This is a genomic window from Paractinoplanes ovalisporus (assembly GCF_016834655.1).
Taxonomy (GTDB): domain Bacteria; phylum Actinomycetota; class Actinomycetes; order Mycobacteriales; family Micromonosporaceae; genus Actinoplanes; species Actinoplanes ovalisporus.
This window is the reverse complement of record NZ_JAENHP010000014.1, coordinates 193,356-209,475: the sequence shown is the minus strand read 5'-3', so window position 1 is coordinate 209,475 and position 16,120 is coordinate 193,356. Positions and strand designations below refer to the sequence as shown.

At 65.0% G+C, this 16,120-nt stretch carries 11 protein-coding genes and 3 pseudogenes; 5 read left to right on the top strand and 9 right to left on the bottom strand.

The window, feature by feature from the left end:
• Nucleotides 1-25: 25 nt before the first annotated feature.
• Both JIG36_RS33325 and JIG36_RS33320 read right to left on the bottom strand, forming a co-directional pair.
• Complete coding sequence (locus JIG36_RS33325; RefSeq protein ID WP_203380386.1) at nt 26-754, bottom strand: DUF2637 domain-containing protein; 729 nt, start codon at nt 752-754, stop codon at nt 26-28.
• The gene (locus JIG36_RS33320; protein ID WP_203380385.1) at nt 754-993 is read right to left on the bottom strand and encodes a DUF6284 family protein; all 240 of its coding nucleotides are present in this window, start codon (nt 991-993) and stop codon (nt 754-756) included. Before JIG36_RS33320 ends, JIG36_RS33325 begins: the two co-directional genes overlap by 1 nt.
• 157 nt (nt 994-1,150) lie before the next feature.
• Here JIG36_RS33320 and JIG36_RS33315 point away from each other — a divergent pair, with 157 nt between their 5' ends.
• Together JIG36_RS33315 and JIG36_RS33310 are read left to right on the top strand one after the other, a co-directional pair.
• Nucleotides 1,151-1,930 (top strand): GntR family transcriptional regulator, encoded by a 780-nt coding sequence (locus JIG36_RS33315; protein WP_203380384.1) that lies wholly within the window; start codon nt 1,151-1,153, stop codon nt 1,928-1,930.
• 2 nt (nt 1,931-1,932) lie between these two features.
• Nucleotides 1,933-2,481: a GNAT family N-acetyltransferase gene (locus tag JIG36_RS33310; RefSeq protein WP_203380383.1), complete on the top strand. Its 549-nt coding sequence runs from the start codon at nt 1,933-1,935 to the stop codon at nt 2,479-2,481.
• Between the two features lie 158 nt (nt 2,482-2,639).
• Here the strand turns inward: JIG36_RS33310 and JIG36_RS33305 are convergent, their stop codons facing one another.
• Nucleotides 2,640-4,244 carry a hypothetical protein gene (locus JIG36_RS33305; RefSeq protein WP_203380382.1) on the bottom strand — a complete coding sequence of 535 codons (1,605 nt, stop codon included), beginning with the start codon at nt 4,242-4,244 and terminating at the stop codon, nt 2,640-2,642.
• 1,717 nt (nt 4,245-5,961) lie between these two features.
• On the opposite strand from JIG36_RS33305, the gene JIG36_RS33300 reads away from it, so the two are divergent.
• The gene (locus tag JIG36_RS33300) at nt 5,962-6,357 is read left to right on the top strand and encodes a tyrosine-type recombinase/integrase (protein WP_307873014.1); all 396 of its coding nucleotides are present in this window, start codon (nt 5,962-5,964) and stop codon (nt 6,355-6,357) included.
• 48 nt (nt 6,358-6,405) lie between these two features.
• Here the strand turns inward: JIG36_RS33300 and JIG36_RS54825 are convergent.
• From JIG36_RS54825 to JIG36_RS33285, 5 genes and pseudogenes are all read right to left on the bottom strand, one after another.
• Nucleotides 6,406-6,671: pseudogene (locus JIG36_RS54825) on the bottom strand (IS256 family transposase); the annotation flags it as partial.
• A 175-nt stretch (nt 6,672-6,846) separates the two neighbouring features.
• Nucleotides 6,847-7,113, bottom strand: a pseudogene (locus JIG36_RS33295) (transposase); the annotation flags it as partial.
• 71 nt (nt 7,114-7,184) lie between these two features.
• Nucleotides 7,185-7,380 (bottom strand): annotated as a pseudogene (locus JIG36_RS52515) (DNA repair protein RadA); the annotation flags it as partial.
• 199 nt (nt 7,381-7,579) lie between these two features.
• A complete protein-coding gene (locus tag JIG36_RS33290; protein ID WP_268919785.1) occupies nt 7,580-8,017 on the bottom strand; it encodes a very short patch repair endonuclease in 438 nt (145 codons plus the stop codon).
• 4 nt (nt 8,018-8,021) lie between these two features.
• Nucleotides 8,022-9,146, bottom strand: coding sequence for a DNA cytosine methyltransferase (locus tag JIG36_RS33285; protein WP_307873012.1), 1,125 nt, complete (start codon nt 9,144-9,146; stop codon nt 8,022-8,024).
• Nucleotides 9,147-9,519: 373 nt separating this feature from the next.
• On the opposite strand from JIG36_RS33285, the gene JIG36_RS33280 reads away from it, so the two are divergent.
• The gene (locus JIG36_RS33280; RefSeq protein ID WP_203380379.1) at nt 9,520-12,612 is read left to right on the top strand and encodes a hypothetical protein; all 3,093 of its coding nucleotides are present in this window, start codon (nt 9,520-9,522) and stop codon (nt 12,610-12,612) included.
• A 30-nt stretch (nt 12,613-12,642) separates the two neighbouring features.
• A complete protein-coding gene (locus JIG36_RS33275) occupies nt 12,643-15,645 on the top strand; it encodes a DEAD/DEAH box helicase (protein ID WP_203380378.1) in 3,003 nt (1,000 codons plus the stop codon).
• Here JIG36_RS33275 and JIG36_RS33270 read toward each other — a convergent pair.
• The gene (locus JIG36_RS33270) at nt 15,572-16,063 is read right to left on the bottom strand and encodes a hypothetical protein (RefSeq protein ID WP_203380377.1); all 492 of its coding nucleotides are present in this window, start codon (nt 16,061-16,063) and stop codon (nt 15,572-15,574) included. The genes JIG36_RS33275 and JIG36_RS33270 overlap by 74 nt on opposite strands.
• Between the last annotated feature and the right edge of the window lie 57 nt (nt 16,064-16,120).

Here is a 16,120-nt window from a genome sequence, read left to right as displayed (position 1 = left end):
CGGTGGTCCTCTCGGGTGATCGGGGTCAGGCGGCGATCAGGTCGGGTGTTTCCGCAGGAACCGGGGCGAATGGTGACGCGTCGGCGACGCGGGCGGGCAGGTGACGCCGGGCCGTCGAGACGGACACGCCGGCCTTCTTAGCGATCTCGGCGACGCTCGCGCCAGGCAGCTTGGCCGCGGCCCGCGCCACCTTCTCGGCCGACGCCGGCCGCGGCGTGACGCGCTTGGCGGGAGCCCTCGTGACTGGTGCAGCCGGGGCGGGCTCAGGCTCGACGAGCGGGGCGACGGTGACCGGCTCAGGCACGGCCGGGACGGTCGCCTCGGTGGCTGGCGCGGCGTCGGCCGCGGGCTCGTTCAACGCCCGGAGTCGGCCGCCGATCTCGACGAGGCTGATCGAGGCGACCACGATCAGGCCGTCCACGCTGAACGGCAGCAGGTACGGGCTCGCGCCCGTCTCGCCGTAGCGGGCCGCGACGCCGGCCATGTGCCAGTACGACACCCACGCGGCGATGCCGGCGATGACCGCGGTAGCGCCGAGCCGGGCGACCGACATCGGGCCGCGGCGGGCCGGGATGCGCGAGATCAGCTCGACTGCCAGTAGCAGTGCCAACGGCGACCACGCCGAGATGGCCTTGCTGACCGGGTTGTCCGCGGCGTGCAGCACGTTGCCCGCCAGCGACGCGGCGATGCCGAGGGCGAACACACCCCGGACACCCCACCCGATGCGACGCAGACGCTTGATGTCCTGGGTCATCACGCCACCTCGCGCAGGGCGGCGGGACGCGCAGCCAGCTCGGCGGCAACGCGGGTGACGCGGGCCTCGGCCCGACGCAGACGCCGCCAGTCCAGCGGCGACGGGCCGCCGTGCTCGGCGGCGTAGATGTTGGCGATCTCTGCGTCCAGCAGCGACAACTCCGCCTCGATCAGCGGCCACTCGGCCTCGATCGCGGACAGGTCGGCCGGCGACGGTCCGCCTTCGACGTTCTTCCTCACGTGTAGCCTCCGGGACGATCTCGAAACTGGCTTGAGCCACTAAACTGGCTTGAGCCAGTTCTAGTCCACCGGCGGATACCGTGTCAAGAACTGGCCCAAGCCAGTTGGCTACCATGGCCGCAGAGGTCTTAGCTGAGGGGTAAGGGAAGGCCACAATATGACTTCTGACCAGGGCGAACGCCGACCACCGAGCCGGCGGATCGCAGATGATCTCAGAGACCAAATCGCGGACGGGACGTACCCGCCCGGCAAGAAGCTCCCGTCCGAGCGAGCCTTAGCCGCGCAGTACGGGACGGCGCGAAACACGGCAGCCGAGGCGATCGACATGCTTCGACGCGAGGGGCTGGTGGTCGCCAAGCACGGCGCGGGCGTCTTTGTTCGTCAGCATCGCCCGCTACTGCGACTCGGCAGCAACCGTTACTCGCGCACGCTGCGCGAATCGACGGGACTTTCTCCCTATCGAGCTGAGGTGACCAAGCAAGGCCGGACGGCGCGAGTCGATTGCACTTCGATTACGCGCGTTGACGCACCTGACGACGTCGCTGATCGGCTGGGCCTGAGTCGCGAAGACCGCTCTGTAACTCGGCGCGAAAATTGGTACTACGCCGACGACGAGCCAGTTCAGGTAGGCATTACCTACATCCCGTTCAGCATTTCGGAGGGATCGCTACTCGCCACAAGCGCCAACATGGGAAAGGGTAGCCTCTACGCACGTTTCGAGGAATTGGGACACCCGATCGCACGTATTCGTGAAGAGATATCGGCGCGCATGCCGACGCCTGAGGAAGTGAGCGGGCTCGCCGTTCCGGACGGCGTTCCGGTTCTTGACGTCCTTCACACGGGGATCGATGACCAGGGAAGGCCATTCGAGGTAACGAGGTTCGTGCTTCGCGCCGACTTGAATGGGCTGGATTACAACATGCCGATTGAGGACTGATCATGGCGGATTCGCAGAAAGACCAGGAAGCCGTACAGATTCGCGCACGTACTGATGCAGACGTGCCCGAATGTGCAGCGCTGCTCCGTAAGGTCTACGCCCTCGATGGCTACCCCGTAGAAGGTGTCGCCGATGCCGAGGGATGGATGTACCCGGCCGGCCTTATGGCTGCGTTCGTGGCGGGCGAGACGGGCGGGCTGCTCGGGCATGCCGCGGTATGCGAGCCAAACGGTGACGCTGCGGTGGAGATGCTCGTCGCGCAGACCGGTGCCGCTGAATCAGAGATCGCGGTGCTTGCCCGGCTCTTCGTAGGGCCGAAAGCGCGAGGCCGCGGTGTAGGTCGAATGCTCGCCGAGGCCGCACTCGCTTACGCTGCGGGAAAGCGCCTGCGAGCGGTCTTCGACGTGATGGAAAAGGACCGTACCGCCATCGGCATGTACGAACGAATGGGATGCGTCTTGCTCGGCCGTACGCTGCACCACGTCACCGATGGCCGAACCATTCCAGCTCTCTGCTACGCGGCACCCGGTGCTGTCGATCCCACAGCATAGTTGGCCTGTCTGTGTCACTCGACGGTTGTCTAGCTGTGAAAACGTGAGTGACAGCCTCTTAGCGGGCTGTCACTCTGTCGTTCATTCGGCCGTGACTTCGTCGGGAGGGGGACTACCTAGGGAACGACGCCTGTCATGGGCGTGTGGCTGCTTTATATCTATATCGTGCGCCACCGCAAGTCTCCGGGATCATCCCGAAGACTTGGGCGAAAGTCATCGTCCGGTGACGTACCGGATGGCGCCGTTATTGAGGGGAGCCGCTCAATCGGACCCCAGGTGTCCAACCAGAAACGAAATCTGCCGACAGGCTCAGCTCTGTTGACCTTGTGCCAGAGCAGAGGAGAAGAAGAGCGCCTCAGCCAAGCCGCCATTTCCTTCGCTTCTTGGTGGACCGATTGAAGCCTTGTATGGTATTTGGCGGGAACCAAGGTCAGGCACTGATGCGTGGCGAAAATGTTGAGCGCCACCCGTTTGGAAAAAAGTTCCAATTCATCTCTATCCCATTGCTCCGGGCTCCCGTCGAGAGCATCGAGAAAGTCATCGACTGCAATCCACGCTATGGAAAGGGCCGCTTGGCGCGTATCCTCATGGCGTGTTCGCGCATCAAAGTTCATTGGTAGGAATGCCGAAAACGGCATTGCGGTAAACGATTTAAGCGCCAACTTCCAAACCGGGCGCGTGAGAAGCAACGCTTCCTTTGAGACCGAGACAGCAGGTTCTGAAGAGCCCGGAGAGAAGACTTCAAAGCGCTCGACGTGAGGCAACAGCCCATGGCACAGAAGCAGTGCTTGGAAGCATGGATTGATGTCGTCTCGCTTCAGGTCCGCGCAAACAACTTTCGCAATCTTGGCGTTGAAATCTGCACGGACCATGCGAATACCATTTGTTCCGAAGAACGCTTCAGCCCGCCTCCAGGACTCTAACCGTCCACGATCCTTGTCGCTCGGCGGACCAGAAGTATGCTCTGCGCCAAGTGCTCTATAGCATGCAACCGCGCTTTCGCATCCGCGGGAAAACGCGTCAGCTGACATAGCCGCATACGCTACAACCGACGCCTCAACCTCAATTCCCTCGGCAACGAACCTTTCGATAAGCCCGTCCCAAAAAAGGCTCTCGTGGGCTTCGCCATTCCTGACGTCTCGAAGCACGACCTTTTCCGTAAAGTTTCCGAGCCATCCGCCACTGGACACGAGCGTGTCCCTTAGCTGAGTTAACATAGGAGGTTGTGACCAGCTACGGGTGTTGAGGCAGTGAAAGACCCAACCATATCTTCTGAATGGGCCTTCAATAATTCTCTTGTATAGATCTGCCAAGTGTAGGTGCCTGTCCTCGTCGGATTCGGCTTTCTTGATGCTGTCAATGGCTCGGTTGATGCGCACTCGTCCTTGACGGAGGGCGGACTCGTTCGAGTGGAGGTATTCCAGCGATTCTTCTAGGGCCTGGCTGCCATGTGCCCGCGATATAGCATTAGTGAATGCATCCATTGACGAATAGGCCGCGATTGGATCCTCGGCGTCTACAATCCAACCGATTGCGGAAACGGCGACCAATAGGTCGTTTACGCTGGGCAAGCCAAGGGATGCAAGGTGAGGAATGGCAGCCCGAAGAAGCTCTCCGTTTCTGTGGTAATAGAAGGCGAGAATGCGGCTAGGACTAAAATTTCCAGCCTCATCTCGCGCATGTTCGGCATCGACCTTGAAAGCCCGTGCAATAACATCTTCTTGCGGGTCGTTGAAGGCAGTTAGCCAGTTGGTGCTCGTCATCAAGGATGCAGATTCAGATGCAGAGATGTGGCTGCTCAAATTTTCAGAGGCTTTAAGGAGACGCGAATCTATTAGGCCGAGCATCTGGCGGGCGCCTTGATCGTCGAAGAATTCGAAAGGTGCCGACGCAAGCGTAGTCGAGAGGATTCTAGTGCGCATTTCAAGTAGGTCTTCGAGCCATTTCCGCAAACCTATGAAGTCGTGTGAGCTGGGGCCGCCCGCGAACGTATCTTCGAATTCGGAAACGTGTTCGCGAATTACCTGCCCGAGGGCGGTCCACAGCTTGTGTCGGATCGGAACGGTATGCGACGATCGGAGAGTCGACGGGGAGTTGATAGCCTCACGAATCGGTCCTGCGAGCTTTGCGCGCGCGCTGGCCGGGAGCCTGATTTCTCCGCCGCGATTCGCCATTCCGCCTCATGTCTCCTTTATCTGTGACCCGAAATTTACGTTGGGCTGCACCGACCTCCGTGGCTTGCGACAGAGCGTATCGCGATAACAGCGGTGGGTACCAGATGGAATCGGCTCATGCGGTCAAGCCACGCCGACAGCAACGCGGCCTATCCGAATGGGGTGCTGGCCGAGACTCCGGAGGACGGCTGAGGTGCGTCCGGGACGTGTCGCCTCTGTCACTCCTGTCACTCGTGTCACTCGACAGGCTCTGATCTGTGGATAGCCGGCGAGAGGTATGGGATCGGCTGTCCCTTAAGCACGGCAGTCGCCAGCGACGCCGGGGACCATCTGGGGACCACACGGCATGCACGCTAGTGCGCGGACCTGCACACTTGACCCCTGCGTGAACGTTGCGCAGGGCGCTTGACGTGCGAAAACGTCAAGCCCAACGGCCTGGGGGTCAAGGGGTCGCAGGTTCAAATCCTGTCAGCCCGACTTTTGGAAAGTCTTCGCAGGTCAGAAGCCTGCGAAGACTTTCTTTTATTTGCGCTGATCGATTCTCAGGGTGTGGAGCCCTTTACTCGGCATCCGCGCGAGTGGATCGAAGTAAATTCTGGAAGGTGTTTCCGCAGCTCAAGGCCGATTTATGGGCCGGGAGGTCGTCCTGGCGGACTCCTTTACTCGGCGGCCTCCTCTAGGGATGACCGACTAGGTCTTCGAGGCTTCGTCGCGTATCGCTGCAGGTCAGTGGGGCCTGTAGGCCGTTCTGGTGTAGCCCCCTGTGGCCGTCGGCCTATCGGCACCACCCTTTACTCGTGAGCCGTGGCTGCGGACTGGGGTCTTCAGCTGCGGGACGTAAGCACGCCGCTGCGCGACCACTTGACTCGGGCTGCGGTGCCGGGCAGCGACTCCTTAACCGGGGAACTGGCGTTGAAGATCGATAATCTCCTGACGGGTGTTCAGAGTCAGGCCTGGGCAGTGCTGCTGAGAGACCGGGACCGTTCGTGCGCGCCGGGAACCATCCGGAGACCACCTCGGTACAACTATGTGCTCGCTGCTTCGCAGCTGGCCGAGTAATTGGGCGAGCGGATGCCGGAGGTAGGCGGCGCTTGCGATCCGAGCCTGGTAGACACCGGCAGGTGACAGCGATTCAAGTGGCGGTGATCGAGGAGTGCTCGGGGGGTGAACAAGTACAAGGCGGTGCAGCAGTTTTCCGCTGGCTTGTCATCGAGGGCGAAGTTGAGCGGTCGCCGACGGACGGCGTGCCGCAGCCGACAGCGGTGCAGAAGCTTGTCGAGGTCCTCAGCGATGAGGAACGCGACGCATTCTTGAGGCCTGTGAGAGGTCCGGCTTCGTGCAGCTGCGCGACCAGGCGCTGGTCAGGATGTTCTACAACACCGGCGGCCGTTCGGCCGAGATCGGCGATCTCCTGGTGCCTGACGTCGATCTGGATACTGACTCGGTCGTCCTGACGGGTAAGGGCGGCAAACAACGCCGGGTGCGGTTCGTAGCCAAGACTGCGGGTGCTCCGCGCCGGTATGTGCGCGCCTGCAGCCGATGCCCGGGTTTGATTGGCATCGACCAGCTGTGGATCGCCGTGAAGGGCGCCCGGCCGCTGAAGCCGAACGGCATCAAGATCCGGCTCCGGAAACTGAGGGATAGGGCTGGGTTCGCGTCTCGGCATCGGCGAACGCGTCTAACGGGTCCGGCCGCCGGCTGAGTCCATGCGGCCAGCGCTAAACGTTTCGTACTGCCTCTCGATGCTGACGTTGCGCGAGTTCGGGCTGCCCCGCCCGGCCGGATCGCCTTTCTCGCAGCCCAGATGCCCGGTCAGCTCGGCCGCCAGGCCACGCTCGAGGACAGCTTTGACCAGCTCCGGCAGCACGCCGCCGTCACCGGTCAACGCGAGACCTTCCCGTCGACACGGCCCATCAGCTCATCCAGTGAACCGGCCGAGCTTATGCCGTTCACGGTCTCCCGCGCCGGCGACACCTCGCCCGCCGACGGCTCAACCCGAAGTGGCTCATCAGTCATGGTCACCTGTGTACTCCTCGACATAGAAGTCGATCAGTTACACAAACCATCTGACACGCCCGTCGGTACGGGTGCCGACGCGTGTTGATGAGCGCGGCTTGGTGTCGGCGTACGGAACGAGTACGCCGACACTTGGCATAGAGTCCACGCTGACCGTCCAGTCGATGCGGCCTTATGCGGCGCTCTGGGCCTGCAACGCTGACAGGATTCGATCCCAGGTCCCGTCACGCTGCCAACGACGGAACAGTCCGTAGATATTCGGCCAGAGCGCATACTCGGCCGGCACGTCTCGCCACGGGGCACCGATCCGGATTCGCCACCGGATCCCGTCGATCAGCTGTCGTTTCTCCCACTTCGGCGGCCGACCCGTCGGCGCCGGAGCAGGCAACAGCGGTGCGAGGGCCGCCCCTTGCGCGTCGGTCAGATCGTGCCGCCTCGTCACCGCTAGGGTGGCCGCGAGGTCTCCGGTGCATGGTGCTTCTTGGTCGTTGTACCAAATAAAACACGCCTTTAGTTACGTGCCCGCGTGAGCACCAGCGTGGCACCGGCGAGGCCATTGGCGCCGGACACCTTAGAGAGGAAGTCGTCGGCTCCGGCCTTGCGGACGTGGTGCACGGCCACGACAGCGACGCCCGTAGACGCCGGCGACCTTCTTGGCCCGGCCGGCCGCGGCGTAATCGGCGTCGTAGGCGGACATGCCGGGTGCAGACATAGGAGCCGAGGTCGTGGCCCGACCATAGACCAACTCGGATCGCAACCGCCGCCAACTCGATGGACAAGGGAAGCCGCAAACGGCCCGATCATGTGACGTTCTCTCGTGTGGATCCGGGTGGTGGCTTGGTGATAAGGCAGCGCTTGGCGGAGGTCGAGGACCAACGCGCGAAGAAGTCTGTCGCGCCGCGTTTTGGTTAAGGTGACTCTGCGGATCGTTCGGCGACAGCGGTACGGACTTGATTTACCGCATCGCCCATAGCGAGGTGTTCCCAGAGCCGAACCACTTGCCAACCGGATTCGGTCAGCGCCTGGTCCACTGCATTGTCACGGTTTTGATTGCGGGCGATCTTTTGATGCCAATAGCCGCTTGGGTCGCTGGGCATGCGTCCGTGTTGAGGGCAGCCATGCCAGAAGCAACCGTCGACAAAGACGGCTACGCGGGTTCGCGTGAAGACTATGTCCGGGCGAACGTTTCGGCCGGGGACGCTCACCTTTAGATTGACTCGGTAGCGGAAGCCGGCGGCGAATAGAGCGCGTCGCAGCGCCAGCTCCGGTTTTGTGTGCGCGCTGCGGTTGGCCTTCATCGTCTTAGTAGCTGACGAAGGCGGCGGCGAAGGGGGTAGCGGAACCAACGGGCTATGTTGCGTCGGGCGAGAAGACCGGCATCAGATAGTGCTGCCCGATCCATCGCACTACGTCGACCACGACCGCGTCGCCGAAGCCGAAAAGTTGCTGGTTGGGGGTGCCGGCGATCAGCTGGTAGTCATCGGCCCCCATGAGCCGGGCGTATTCCCTGGGGGTCATCCAACGCATTCGGGCCTCGCGGCCCCGGCCCAGCTCGACCAGTGCCTGCTTGCTGGATCCGCCGCCCGTGGTTCGCAGGCATCCGGCGATGGCGTCTCGTCGCAGCTCCCACGTGGAATTTCCCTGCCGGGTGCGACGGTAGGCAGACCGGTAGGAGATGGCGTCTCCGTTACGCAGCGCCTCGAAACGGATTCGTTGCACGTCGCTGAGTGAGTCGACGAAGGCTTGCACCCGCTTCGCGTCCCACCAGTCTGCGTCCTGGACATCATGATCGATCACGCCGCTCAGGTCCGTCGGGCCTTCGGGCAGCGCGGGGAGGTCCACGTAGTGCATGGAGAATTCTTGGCTGTGGCGTTCGTGCAGCTTCCGGATCCAGGCGGGGCGCACGTCGCTGAGCGGTGGAACCCCGACATGTGCGTTCTTGGGGAGTTTGTCGTGGGCGATGCCGACGATGAACATGCGGGGCCGCGATTGAGGAACGAAGTGCTTGGCGTCGATGGCCAGCACGTCGAGCGAGTAGCCCAGCTTGGCGAGCTCTTTGAAGGCGCTCCGGATGTCTTCGCCGCCGTGGCTGGTGGCGAAGCCGTGCACATTCTCGAGCAGCACCACCGACGGGCGCTCCCGCATACCGGCCAGGACCCGGGCAAATTCGAAGAACATCCCGGACTGGGTGCCGGCGAGACCGAGTCGGTTGCCCGCCAGCGAGAGGTCGATGCAGGGGAAGCTGCTGGTCGCCAGGTCGATGCGGGGCGGCAGGTCCGCGGCCTCGACTTCGCGGATGTCGCGGACCTTGAAGTGGTGGTCGGCGTCCGGGTGGTTCGCGCGGTATGCCTCGAACTTGCCCTGCTTGATGTCGTTGGCCCAGACGACCTTGACACCCAGCGGTTCGAGGGCGGTTCGCACCAGCCCGATGCCGGCGAAGAACTCCGCCGCTCGGATGGCCGTACCTTCCTCCACGCGTCCTCCTCGGTCGATCGTCGCTGCGGAGCCTATAGGGGGGCGCGGGCTCGTCGTTCAGCAACACCCCGGAGAGCAGAGATCCGGTCCTCCATTCTGCTGATGCCTGTCGTCCGCACGGCTGAACCGCCCTCGACGGCCGGAGCACGAAAGATCAACTATCGGTGCCATGGTGAAGTCCTGAGGTGCCTGAACTGCTGCGGAACGGATCGACTCGGCCATTGAGCCGGAGGCAGGCGTCCGGTGTCGCTATCCTCCATGAAACGGGCGGTCAGATCTGTCGCTGTTGGGGCGGACCTCTTTCCTTTATAGTTCGAAACTGATAGTGCTTAGACGGAAGCGGACAGCTGGTTAACGCATGCAGCCACAAACGGTGGATCGATGGAAGATCTACAACTACGTTAATCGCGCCATCGCGGACGTGTTCTTCACTCCGGATTCGGCCGGTCTTCCGATCTACCTGGACTTTGATGACGACACGCTGACTCAACTGGGCCAGCGACTGAAGCTGCCGACCGACAAAGTCTGGGACGCTCTGGCCAACGCCGTCCTCGGCGTGTTGTCGCTGCGGACGCGCCACAGCGACATCTTCGGTGTGCCGCTGCAGAAGACCCGGGAGTGGCTGCGTCGTTGGCAAGGGACCCCGCGTGACGAGCGGATGGACCTGCCTGCCCCGCCCGTGCTGACCCTGCTCGCCGTGTTCAGCATGGCCGCCGAGCGCATGGGCAGCGACGCGAGCATGGCAGTGAGCAACTATTTCGGTCCGCTTTCGCAACTTCTGCGATTGAAAGACGCGCAGCAAAAAGAGCGCCTGGCCACCCAATACCGGCAACACGTCGAGTCGTTCTGGAACGTTCTCGGCCTTTGGCTCAACGGGCTGGACGGCATGCGCGGTCTGCCGTCGGCGGTTGCGCTGTCGCATCGCTATGTGGGCCTGTCGATGTCGCAGGCGCTTGTTCGAGAGCACGACCGCAGCAAGCTGCCCAAGTTCTTCGTCACCTATGGCCTTGACCCGGGCCGCGAGGTCACGCCGCGTGAGATCGAGCCCTACCTCGACGAGTGGATGAAGCGCACTCCGCCGGTGATCAGCCGCAACCTCGCCACACTGTGGTCCCGGCAACCCGCCGCGCGCGAGCGGATCGCCAGCGTTGTCGCGCTCGAGTTGCAGACGTGGGACGGCAGCGACCAAGAGGCAGCAGCCCGTCAGCAGGCAGCCGGCACTCGCACCGGCGAAGTCCGGCTGGTCGTCCTCATTCGGTCGAACCTGTTCGGCCGCAAGGTCGAGTTCAGCTTGGTGGCCAAGTTCCCCGGCCACGACGGGCCTCGGCGACTGCACATCGACAGCGCGATCGGCGACGAGAAGCCGGTGCTGGACTTCATGCCCGGCGTCAACGGGTGGCATCGCCTGCATCGTCCGGCCGATTTGGCGGACTCGTCCATCCTGGACGGGGTTCTGCGTCTGACCGATCCCGACGGCGGGATTCCGGTCGTTCGTCGTCCGCGCCAGGTGCTGCCCATGCGCAAGGACGAGGCGCTGGGGCAGTTCCTCGAGGCCGAGCGCCTTCAGCTCGCCGAGGACGGCATCGTCTTCGCCTTCGACGGACTGGCCGACGAGGTCGACGCCGTGCTGGCGCAGGTTGCCCGGCCCGGTTATCGGCGCACTCCAGGCGGCCAAGAGGGCGTTCCGGTTGGCTGGACGCTGTTCAGCGACGTGCAGGTGCTGGGGCTGCTCGTGCCGGAGGAACGCGCCAAGCTGCGTGACGACCTCAATGTTCTGCAGCCGTCGGTGTCATCTCAGCTCACCCTGGCCGAGGGCTTGAAGCTGCCGGGCCGACTGCGTAAGTACGCCGTCCAGGCACCGCCGGAGTTGCGGGCTGTGGCGGTCGCCGCGGAACACATCAAGCTGGAAATCATCCGCAAGAACAACGAGGCGCTCGAGACCCTAGACGCCGTCACGCCGATCGCGCTCGACCATGTGGTCTGCGCCCGCGAGTCGGACGACGCTGCCCTGGTGATTCCCCTGGCCGACGTCGACTTGGCGGAAGGCGACTACGAAGCCCTGCTCTACGTCAACCGGGCGAAGGACGCCATTCAGCGGCTGCCGTTCTTCCTGCGCTCCGGCGACTACGTAGACCTGGCGCTCTGGGCGCGGGCGCCCCGGCTCGCGTACTTGGCCGAACCCGAGCACGGCTCCGTCGTGTTGGGCGCGGCACGGTACACCGGAGAGGCAGAGTCCGTCGTCGATGGCGTCATTGTCACCGGCGGAAGGCCGGCACCGCGCCGGCCCGCACCTCAGGTCGTCTGGTGGAACGAACCGCGACCACAGGCCGGCGTACGCCTGCCGGCAACGACGCTGACGGTGCCGGATCCGAAATCGTGCCTGGTCACGCGCGCGCACCATTGGGATCTGCCGTATGCCGGCCAAGCGATGGCGGTGGAGGGCACCTGCCGCCGGTGTGGATTGGTCAAGCGGTTCCCGAACACCTGGTGGGCGATCGAGGCCAAGAAGAAGGCACGCGATCAGCTTGAGGCGCGCTATCACGTGGACGTCAATCACGTCGCGGTCGTGCAGCCGGAGAAGCTGACCTGGGACGTGGGCCTGGACGCGCTGATGCACGCGGGCGGCGGTGACTACTCCACGTTCGAACGGATCGCCCTGCAGATCGAGGGCTCGTTGCTGTTCGCCCACACCTTCGCCCTTACGCTCGAGTCGCTCGGCCACGTTCAGATCCGCCGCGACTACCGGACGCTCGAGCCGCTCGCCTGGGAAATCTCTCCTTCAGCGCTGGCCGGACTGGCCGACGGCTCGTACCTGCTGGTCGGCTATTGGCCCGACGGCTACGTGGCGGCGATCGAGGAACAGATCACCGGCACGGCGGGCCGCATCGAAACGCAGCCCAACCCGGAAGGCCCCAGTCGTCGAGTGCTGCGCGGGCTGACCGCTGAACAGGTTGAGGATCTAGCGGCCGAGCTGGAAGTCGCGGCCGTTGCCCGCGCGGCGGCCGGAATCCTCGGCGTCACTCCCGGTCTCGGCTCGGTGCTGGCCACGCTGCCTCGGGTGAGCATGCCGGGAGCGCGCAGTGTGGAGCAATTCCACCTCGGCTCGTCGTCTTGGGTAACCCAGTCTCGGCCGGACGAGGTGGGCGCGTATGCCCTCGAGTCTTTCGGCAAGACGTACGTGTACCGAGATGCAGAGGACGTGGCGGGCGGCACCGCACGTATCGGGACGGCCAATCTGGTCAAGCACCTCGCTGCCCTGCAGGCAGGTCGGCCGCTGGTGGCTTACCGCGCCTCGGAACGCGCTCTCGACGTGCCGCTCGGCGCGGAGTTGCCGGGCCTCTACGGCCGGGCCGCGGTGCTTTGCGCCGGCCTGCCGCCTCGCGCGATCGGCCGGCAACGGGTGCTGCGTTACCACAACGTGCCCGCTGAGATCGCCGAGATACTCACCGCTCTGCTTACCAGTTGATCCTTCGAACGCTCCGAGATGAGGTCTGTCATGCCGCAGAGTGAGGCCGCTGGAAGGCCGCGCTTCCCCATGCCGACGCGGGTCTACCGCGAGCTGCAAGAGGCGTACCTGCGGTATTTCGACACGGCGTACTGGCTGCGCGACAAGCCGCTGCGAGACGAGCGCCGGACGTTGCTCGAAGCTCCCGGGCTTTTGTTCACCGATGTGCTGCTCGAACCGGTCGTTCCGTACGACGCCGACTTTCCCCTGCAGGAGGCCGCGCAGCGGGCCCACCTCGATCCAGCCGCGGCACGGATCGTCGGTCAGGCGCTGTTCGGCGACTTCGTCAAGCCGGGACAGCAGATCATGCTGCGCCGCCACCAGGCCGAGGCGCTCATGCGGTCGCTCAGCACGACTCCCGGTGAGCCGCGCAACGCCGTCGTCACCTCCGGCACCGGCTCCGGCAAGACAGAGTCGTTCCTGCTGCCGGTGCTGGCTCGGCTGGTGCAGGAGGCCCTCACCTGGAACAAACAACCCGAGGTCGACCGGTGGTGGGAATCCGCGGGAAGCACCAACCTGACCTGGCGGCCGCTCCGCGGGCCCGAGACCCGGCCGGCCGCGCTGCGCACCGTCGTTCTGTATCCCACGAACGCGCTGGTCGAGGACCAGGTCTCGCGTCTGCGCCGCGCGCTGCGCCGGATCGCCGAGACCGGCGAAGTGCCGCCACTGTGGTTCGGTCGCTACACCGGCGCCACCGCGGGATCCGGCGATCTTCCGGGCGCGAAGGACAAGGACAAGGTCCGCGAAGCCGCCACCGAGATCAACAGCGCCGCACAGGACTTCCTGCAGCTGGCCAACGTGTACACCGACGAGCAGATGCTCGCGCAGTTCGCCGATCCCCGGGACGCGGAGATGATGACCCGCTGGGACATGGTGGCATCGCCTCCTGATCTCATGGTCACCAACTATTCCATGCTGAACGCGATGCTGATGCGCGACATCGAGCGGCCGATGTTCGAGCTCACCGCTGACTGGCTCGCGTCCGACCCGGCCAACACCTTCACCATCGTTATCGACGAGATGCACCTCTACCGCGGCACGCAGGGCAGCGAGGTGGCCATGGTGGTGCGCAACCTGCTGTCGCGGATCGGCCTGGACGCCGACTCGCCGCAGCTTCGTTGCCTGGCCACGAGCGCATCACTGTCCGACGACGACAAGGGCCGCCGCTATCTGCAGGAGTTCTTCGGCGTCGACGAGTCGACGTTCTATGTGACCGCGGGCCGGCCGCGGGCCGTTCCTGAGCGTGAGCCGCTGTCACGGGCCGCCTTCGAAGAGATCGCCCGCACCCTGCCCGAGGACGAGGGCGAGCGGGCGGCCGCCCTGGCCGCGCTGGCCACGGAACACCGGCTCTCCGAGGCGGTCGCCGCCGCGTGCCGTGCGCACGGCGGCGCGCCGATGCGCGCCACCCGGCTGCCCGACATCGAGAAGCGCCTATTCGACGAGCCGGCCCGCGACGGCGAGGGCGGCGCCGCTTTCGACCTTGTGCTGGAAGCGGGCGCCGAGGCGTGGAGCGATCCGGCCACCATCCCCCTGCGGGCCCACATGTTCGCCCGCCCCGCCGGTGGGCTGTGGGCCTGCGCCAATCCAGCATGCGACCAGATTCCGGCGGAGTACACGTACGCGGAACGGAAGATCGGCCGGTTGTTCAGCCGCCCGGCCACGACGTGCCTGTGCGGAGGCCGTGTCCTCGAGGTGCTGTACTGCTTCGACTGCGGCGAGGTCAGCCTCGGCGGCTATGTCATCGACCGGCTTCCCGGAACTCCGCCGGTGCCCGCGCTCGGTTCGCTGGCCGACAAGATCCCGTCCGACCAGACCCGGCCCGTCAACCGCCGGGCGCACGGCGAATACATTTGGTACTGGCCCGACTCGAACCCCATGACGGTGAAGGGTTGGGGACACAAGCTCGATGGCAAGGCCGGAAAGGGCCGTCAGGTCGCCTTCTCATTCGAAGCGGCGCGACTCGATCCGACGGCCGGTCTGATCTTCGAGAAAGATCAGACGCCGACCGGCTACGTCATGAGCGTGTCCGGCCTGGGCGACAGCGGAGCGAAGGCGCCTGCGCTACCGGAGAAGTGTCCGCGCTGCGGCGCTCAGAACCTCAACAACGACCTGCAGAAATTCTGGCGCGGCATCGTCCGCTCTCCGATCCGGGGACACCGTTCCGGCCAGTCGCAATCGATTCAGCTCTACCTCGCCCAGTTGTTCCGCAGCATGGGCACGACCGCCGCCGAGTCGCGCACCATCCTGTTCACCGACAGTCGTGACGACGCCGCCCGGACCGCGGCCGGGGTCGCCAAGAATCACCACCGCGACCTGGTGCGGCAGCTCATCCGGCACGAGCTGGAGCAGCCCGAGGCAGACGCCGTCGAGGCCGTGCTGGCAATGCTGGCGGGATCTCCGAGTCCGGAGGGCCAAGCGGCGTTCGTCGCCATTCAGAACCAGGACCCCGCGCTGTTTCAGGCGCTGCTGCAGAGCCCGGCCAGGCTCACCACCACCAGGGTGGCCAGCGCGCTGATGAGCTGTTCGCGGCTGGTCGGCGCGATCGCCGCGCCGGCGCCGACGAGGACCACTCCGCCGCCCGCGGCCGCGGCGACCAGCCGCAGGGGCACGGCCGGCATCGAGGTGAGGACCAGCATGCCGACGATCCCGGGAACCAGTCCGGCCACGTGGGTCGGGGTCGCCACCAGGGACCCGCCCGCGATCATGCCCAGCGCGACGATCACCCGTTCGCGGCTCCGGGCCTCGGGCAGCGCGACGTGCACCGCCCACAGCACCCAGGTCACCCAGGCCACCACGACCAGGCCGGGTGGGAGGTCGTCGAGCCCGCCCCGCGCGAAGCCCAGACCGACCAGGACCAGGCCGAACAGGTTGAGCACAACCGGGGTGCTCCGGCGCCGGGCCGCGGGTTTCGCCACGGTGGCTATCTTCCCGCCATCGCCGGTACGCGGTGGGGCAGCCGCGCCGAGATCACCAGGGCGCCGGCGATCCGGTTGATCGCGAGGACGAGCAGGATCGAGCCGGTGGCCACGGCCATCTCGGAGCCCATCCGGTGGCCGATGACGTCGATGATCACCCGTACCGCGATCAGAGCGGCCCAGATGCCGACGCCGGCCCATCCGGTGCGGGTCTCGACCGTACGGGAATCGGTGGGTGATGGCCGGAAGCGCGCGATCCGGCCCATGACCGCACCCGAGGCCAGCGCCAGCACCGCCGAGACGCCCAGCACGGCAACGTCGATCGGCTTGATCGTGGTGGCCTCCCGCGACATCGACACCAGGCCGACGATGCCGAGAACGATCGGCAGCTTGAACATCTTCGCGGGGTCGGCAGCCCGCCAGCGCAGCTGCCGCGAGCAGATCCAGGTCACCAGGGCCAGGCCGATGAGCGCGTTGATCAGGGTGGTCGAAGTCATGAACCGAGCATCGGCCGGTGGAGCCCGCGCCAGTACCACCCACGGGTGGTAGTTGTG

Coding starts and splice junctions, on each gene's coding strand:
- JIG36_RS33325 (WP_203380386.1), bottom strand. CDS start 754: ATGACCCAGGACATCAAGCGTCTGCGTCGCATCGGGTGGGGTGTCCGG.
- JIG36_RS33315 (WP_203380384.1), top strand. CDS start 1,151: ATGACTTCTGACCAGGGCGAACGCCGACCACCGAGCCGGCGGATCGCA.
- JIG36_RS33310 (WP_203380383.1), top strand. CDS start 1,933: ATGGCGGATTCGCAGAAAGACCAGGAAGCCGTACAGATTCGCGCACGT.
- JIG36_RS33305 (WP_203380382.1), bottom strand. CDS start 4,244: ATGACGAGCACCAACTGGCTAACTGCCTTCAACGACCCGCAAGAAGAT.
- JIG36_RS33275 (WP_203380378.1), top strand. CDS start 12,643: ATGCCGCAGAGTGAGGCCGCTGGAAGGCCGCGCTTCCCCATGCCGACG.
- JIG36_RS33270 (WP_203380377.1), bottom strand. CDS start 16,063: ATGACTTCGACCACCCTGATCAACGCGCTCATCGGCCTGGCCCTGGTG.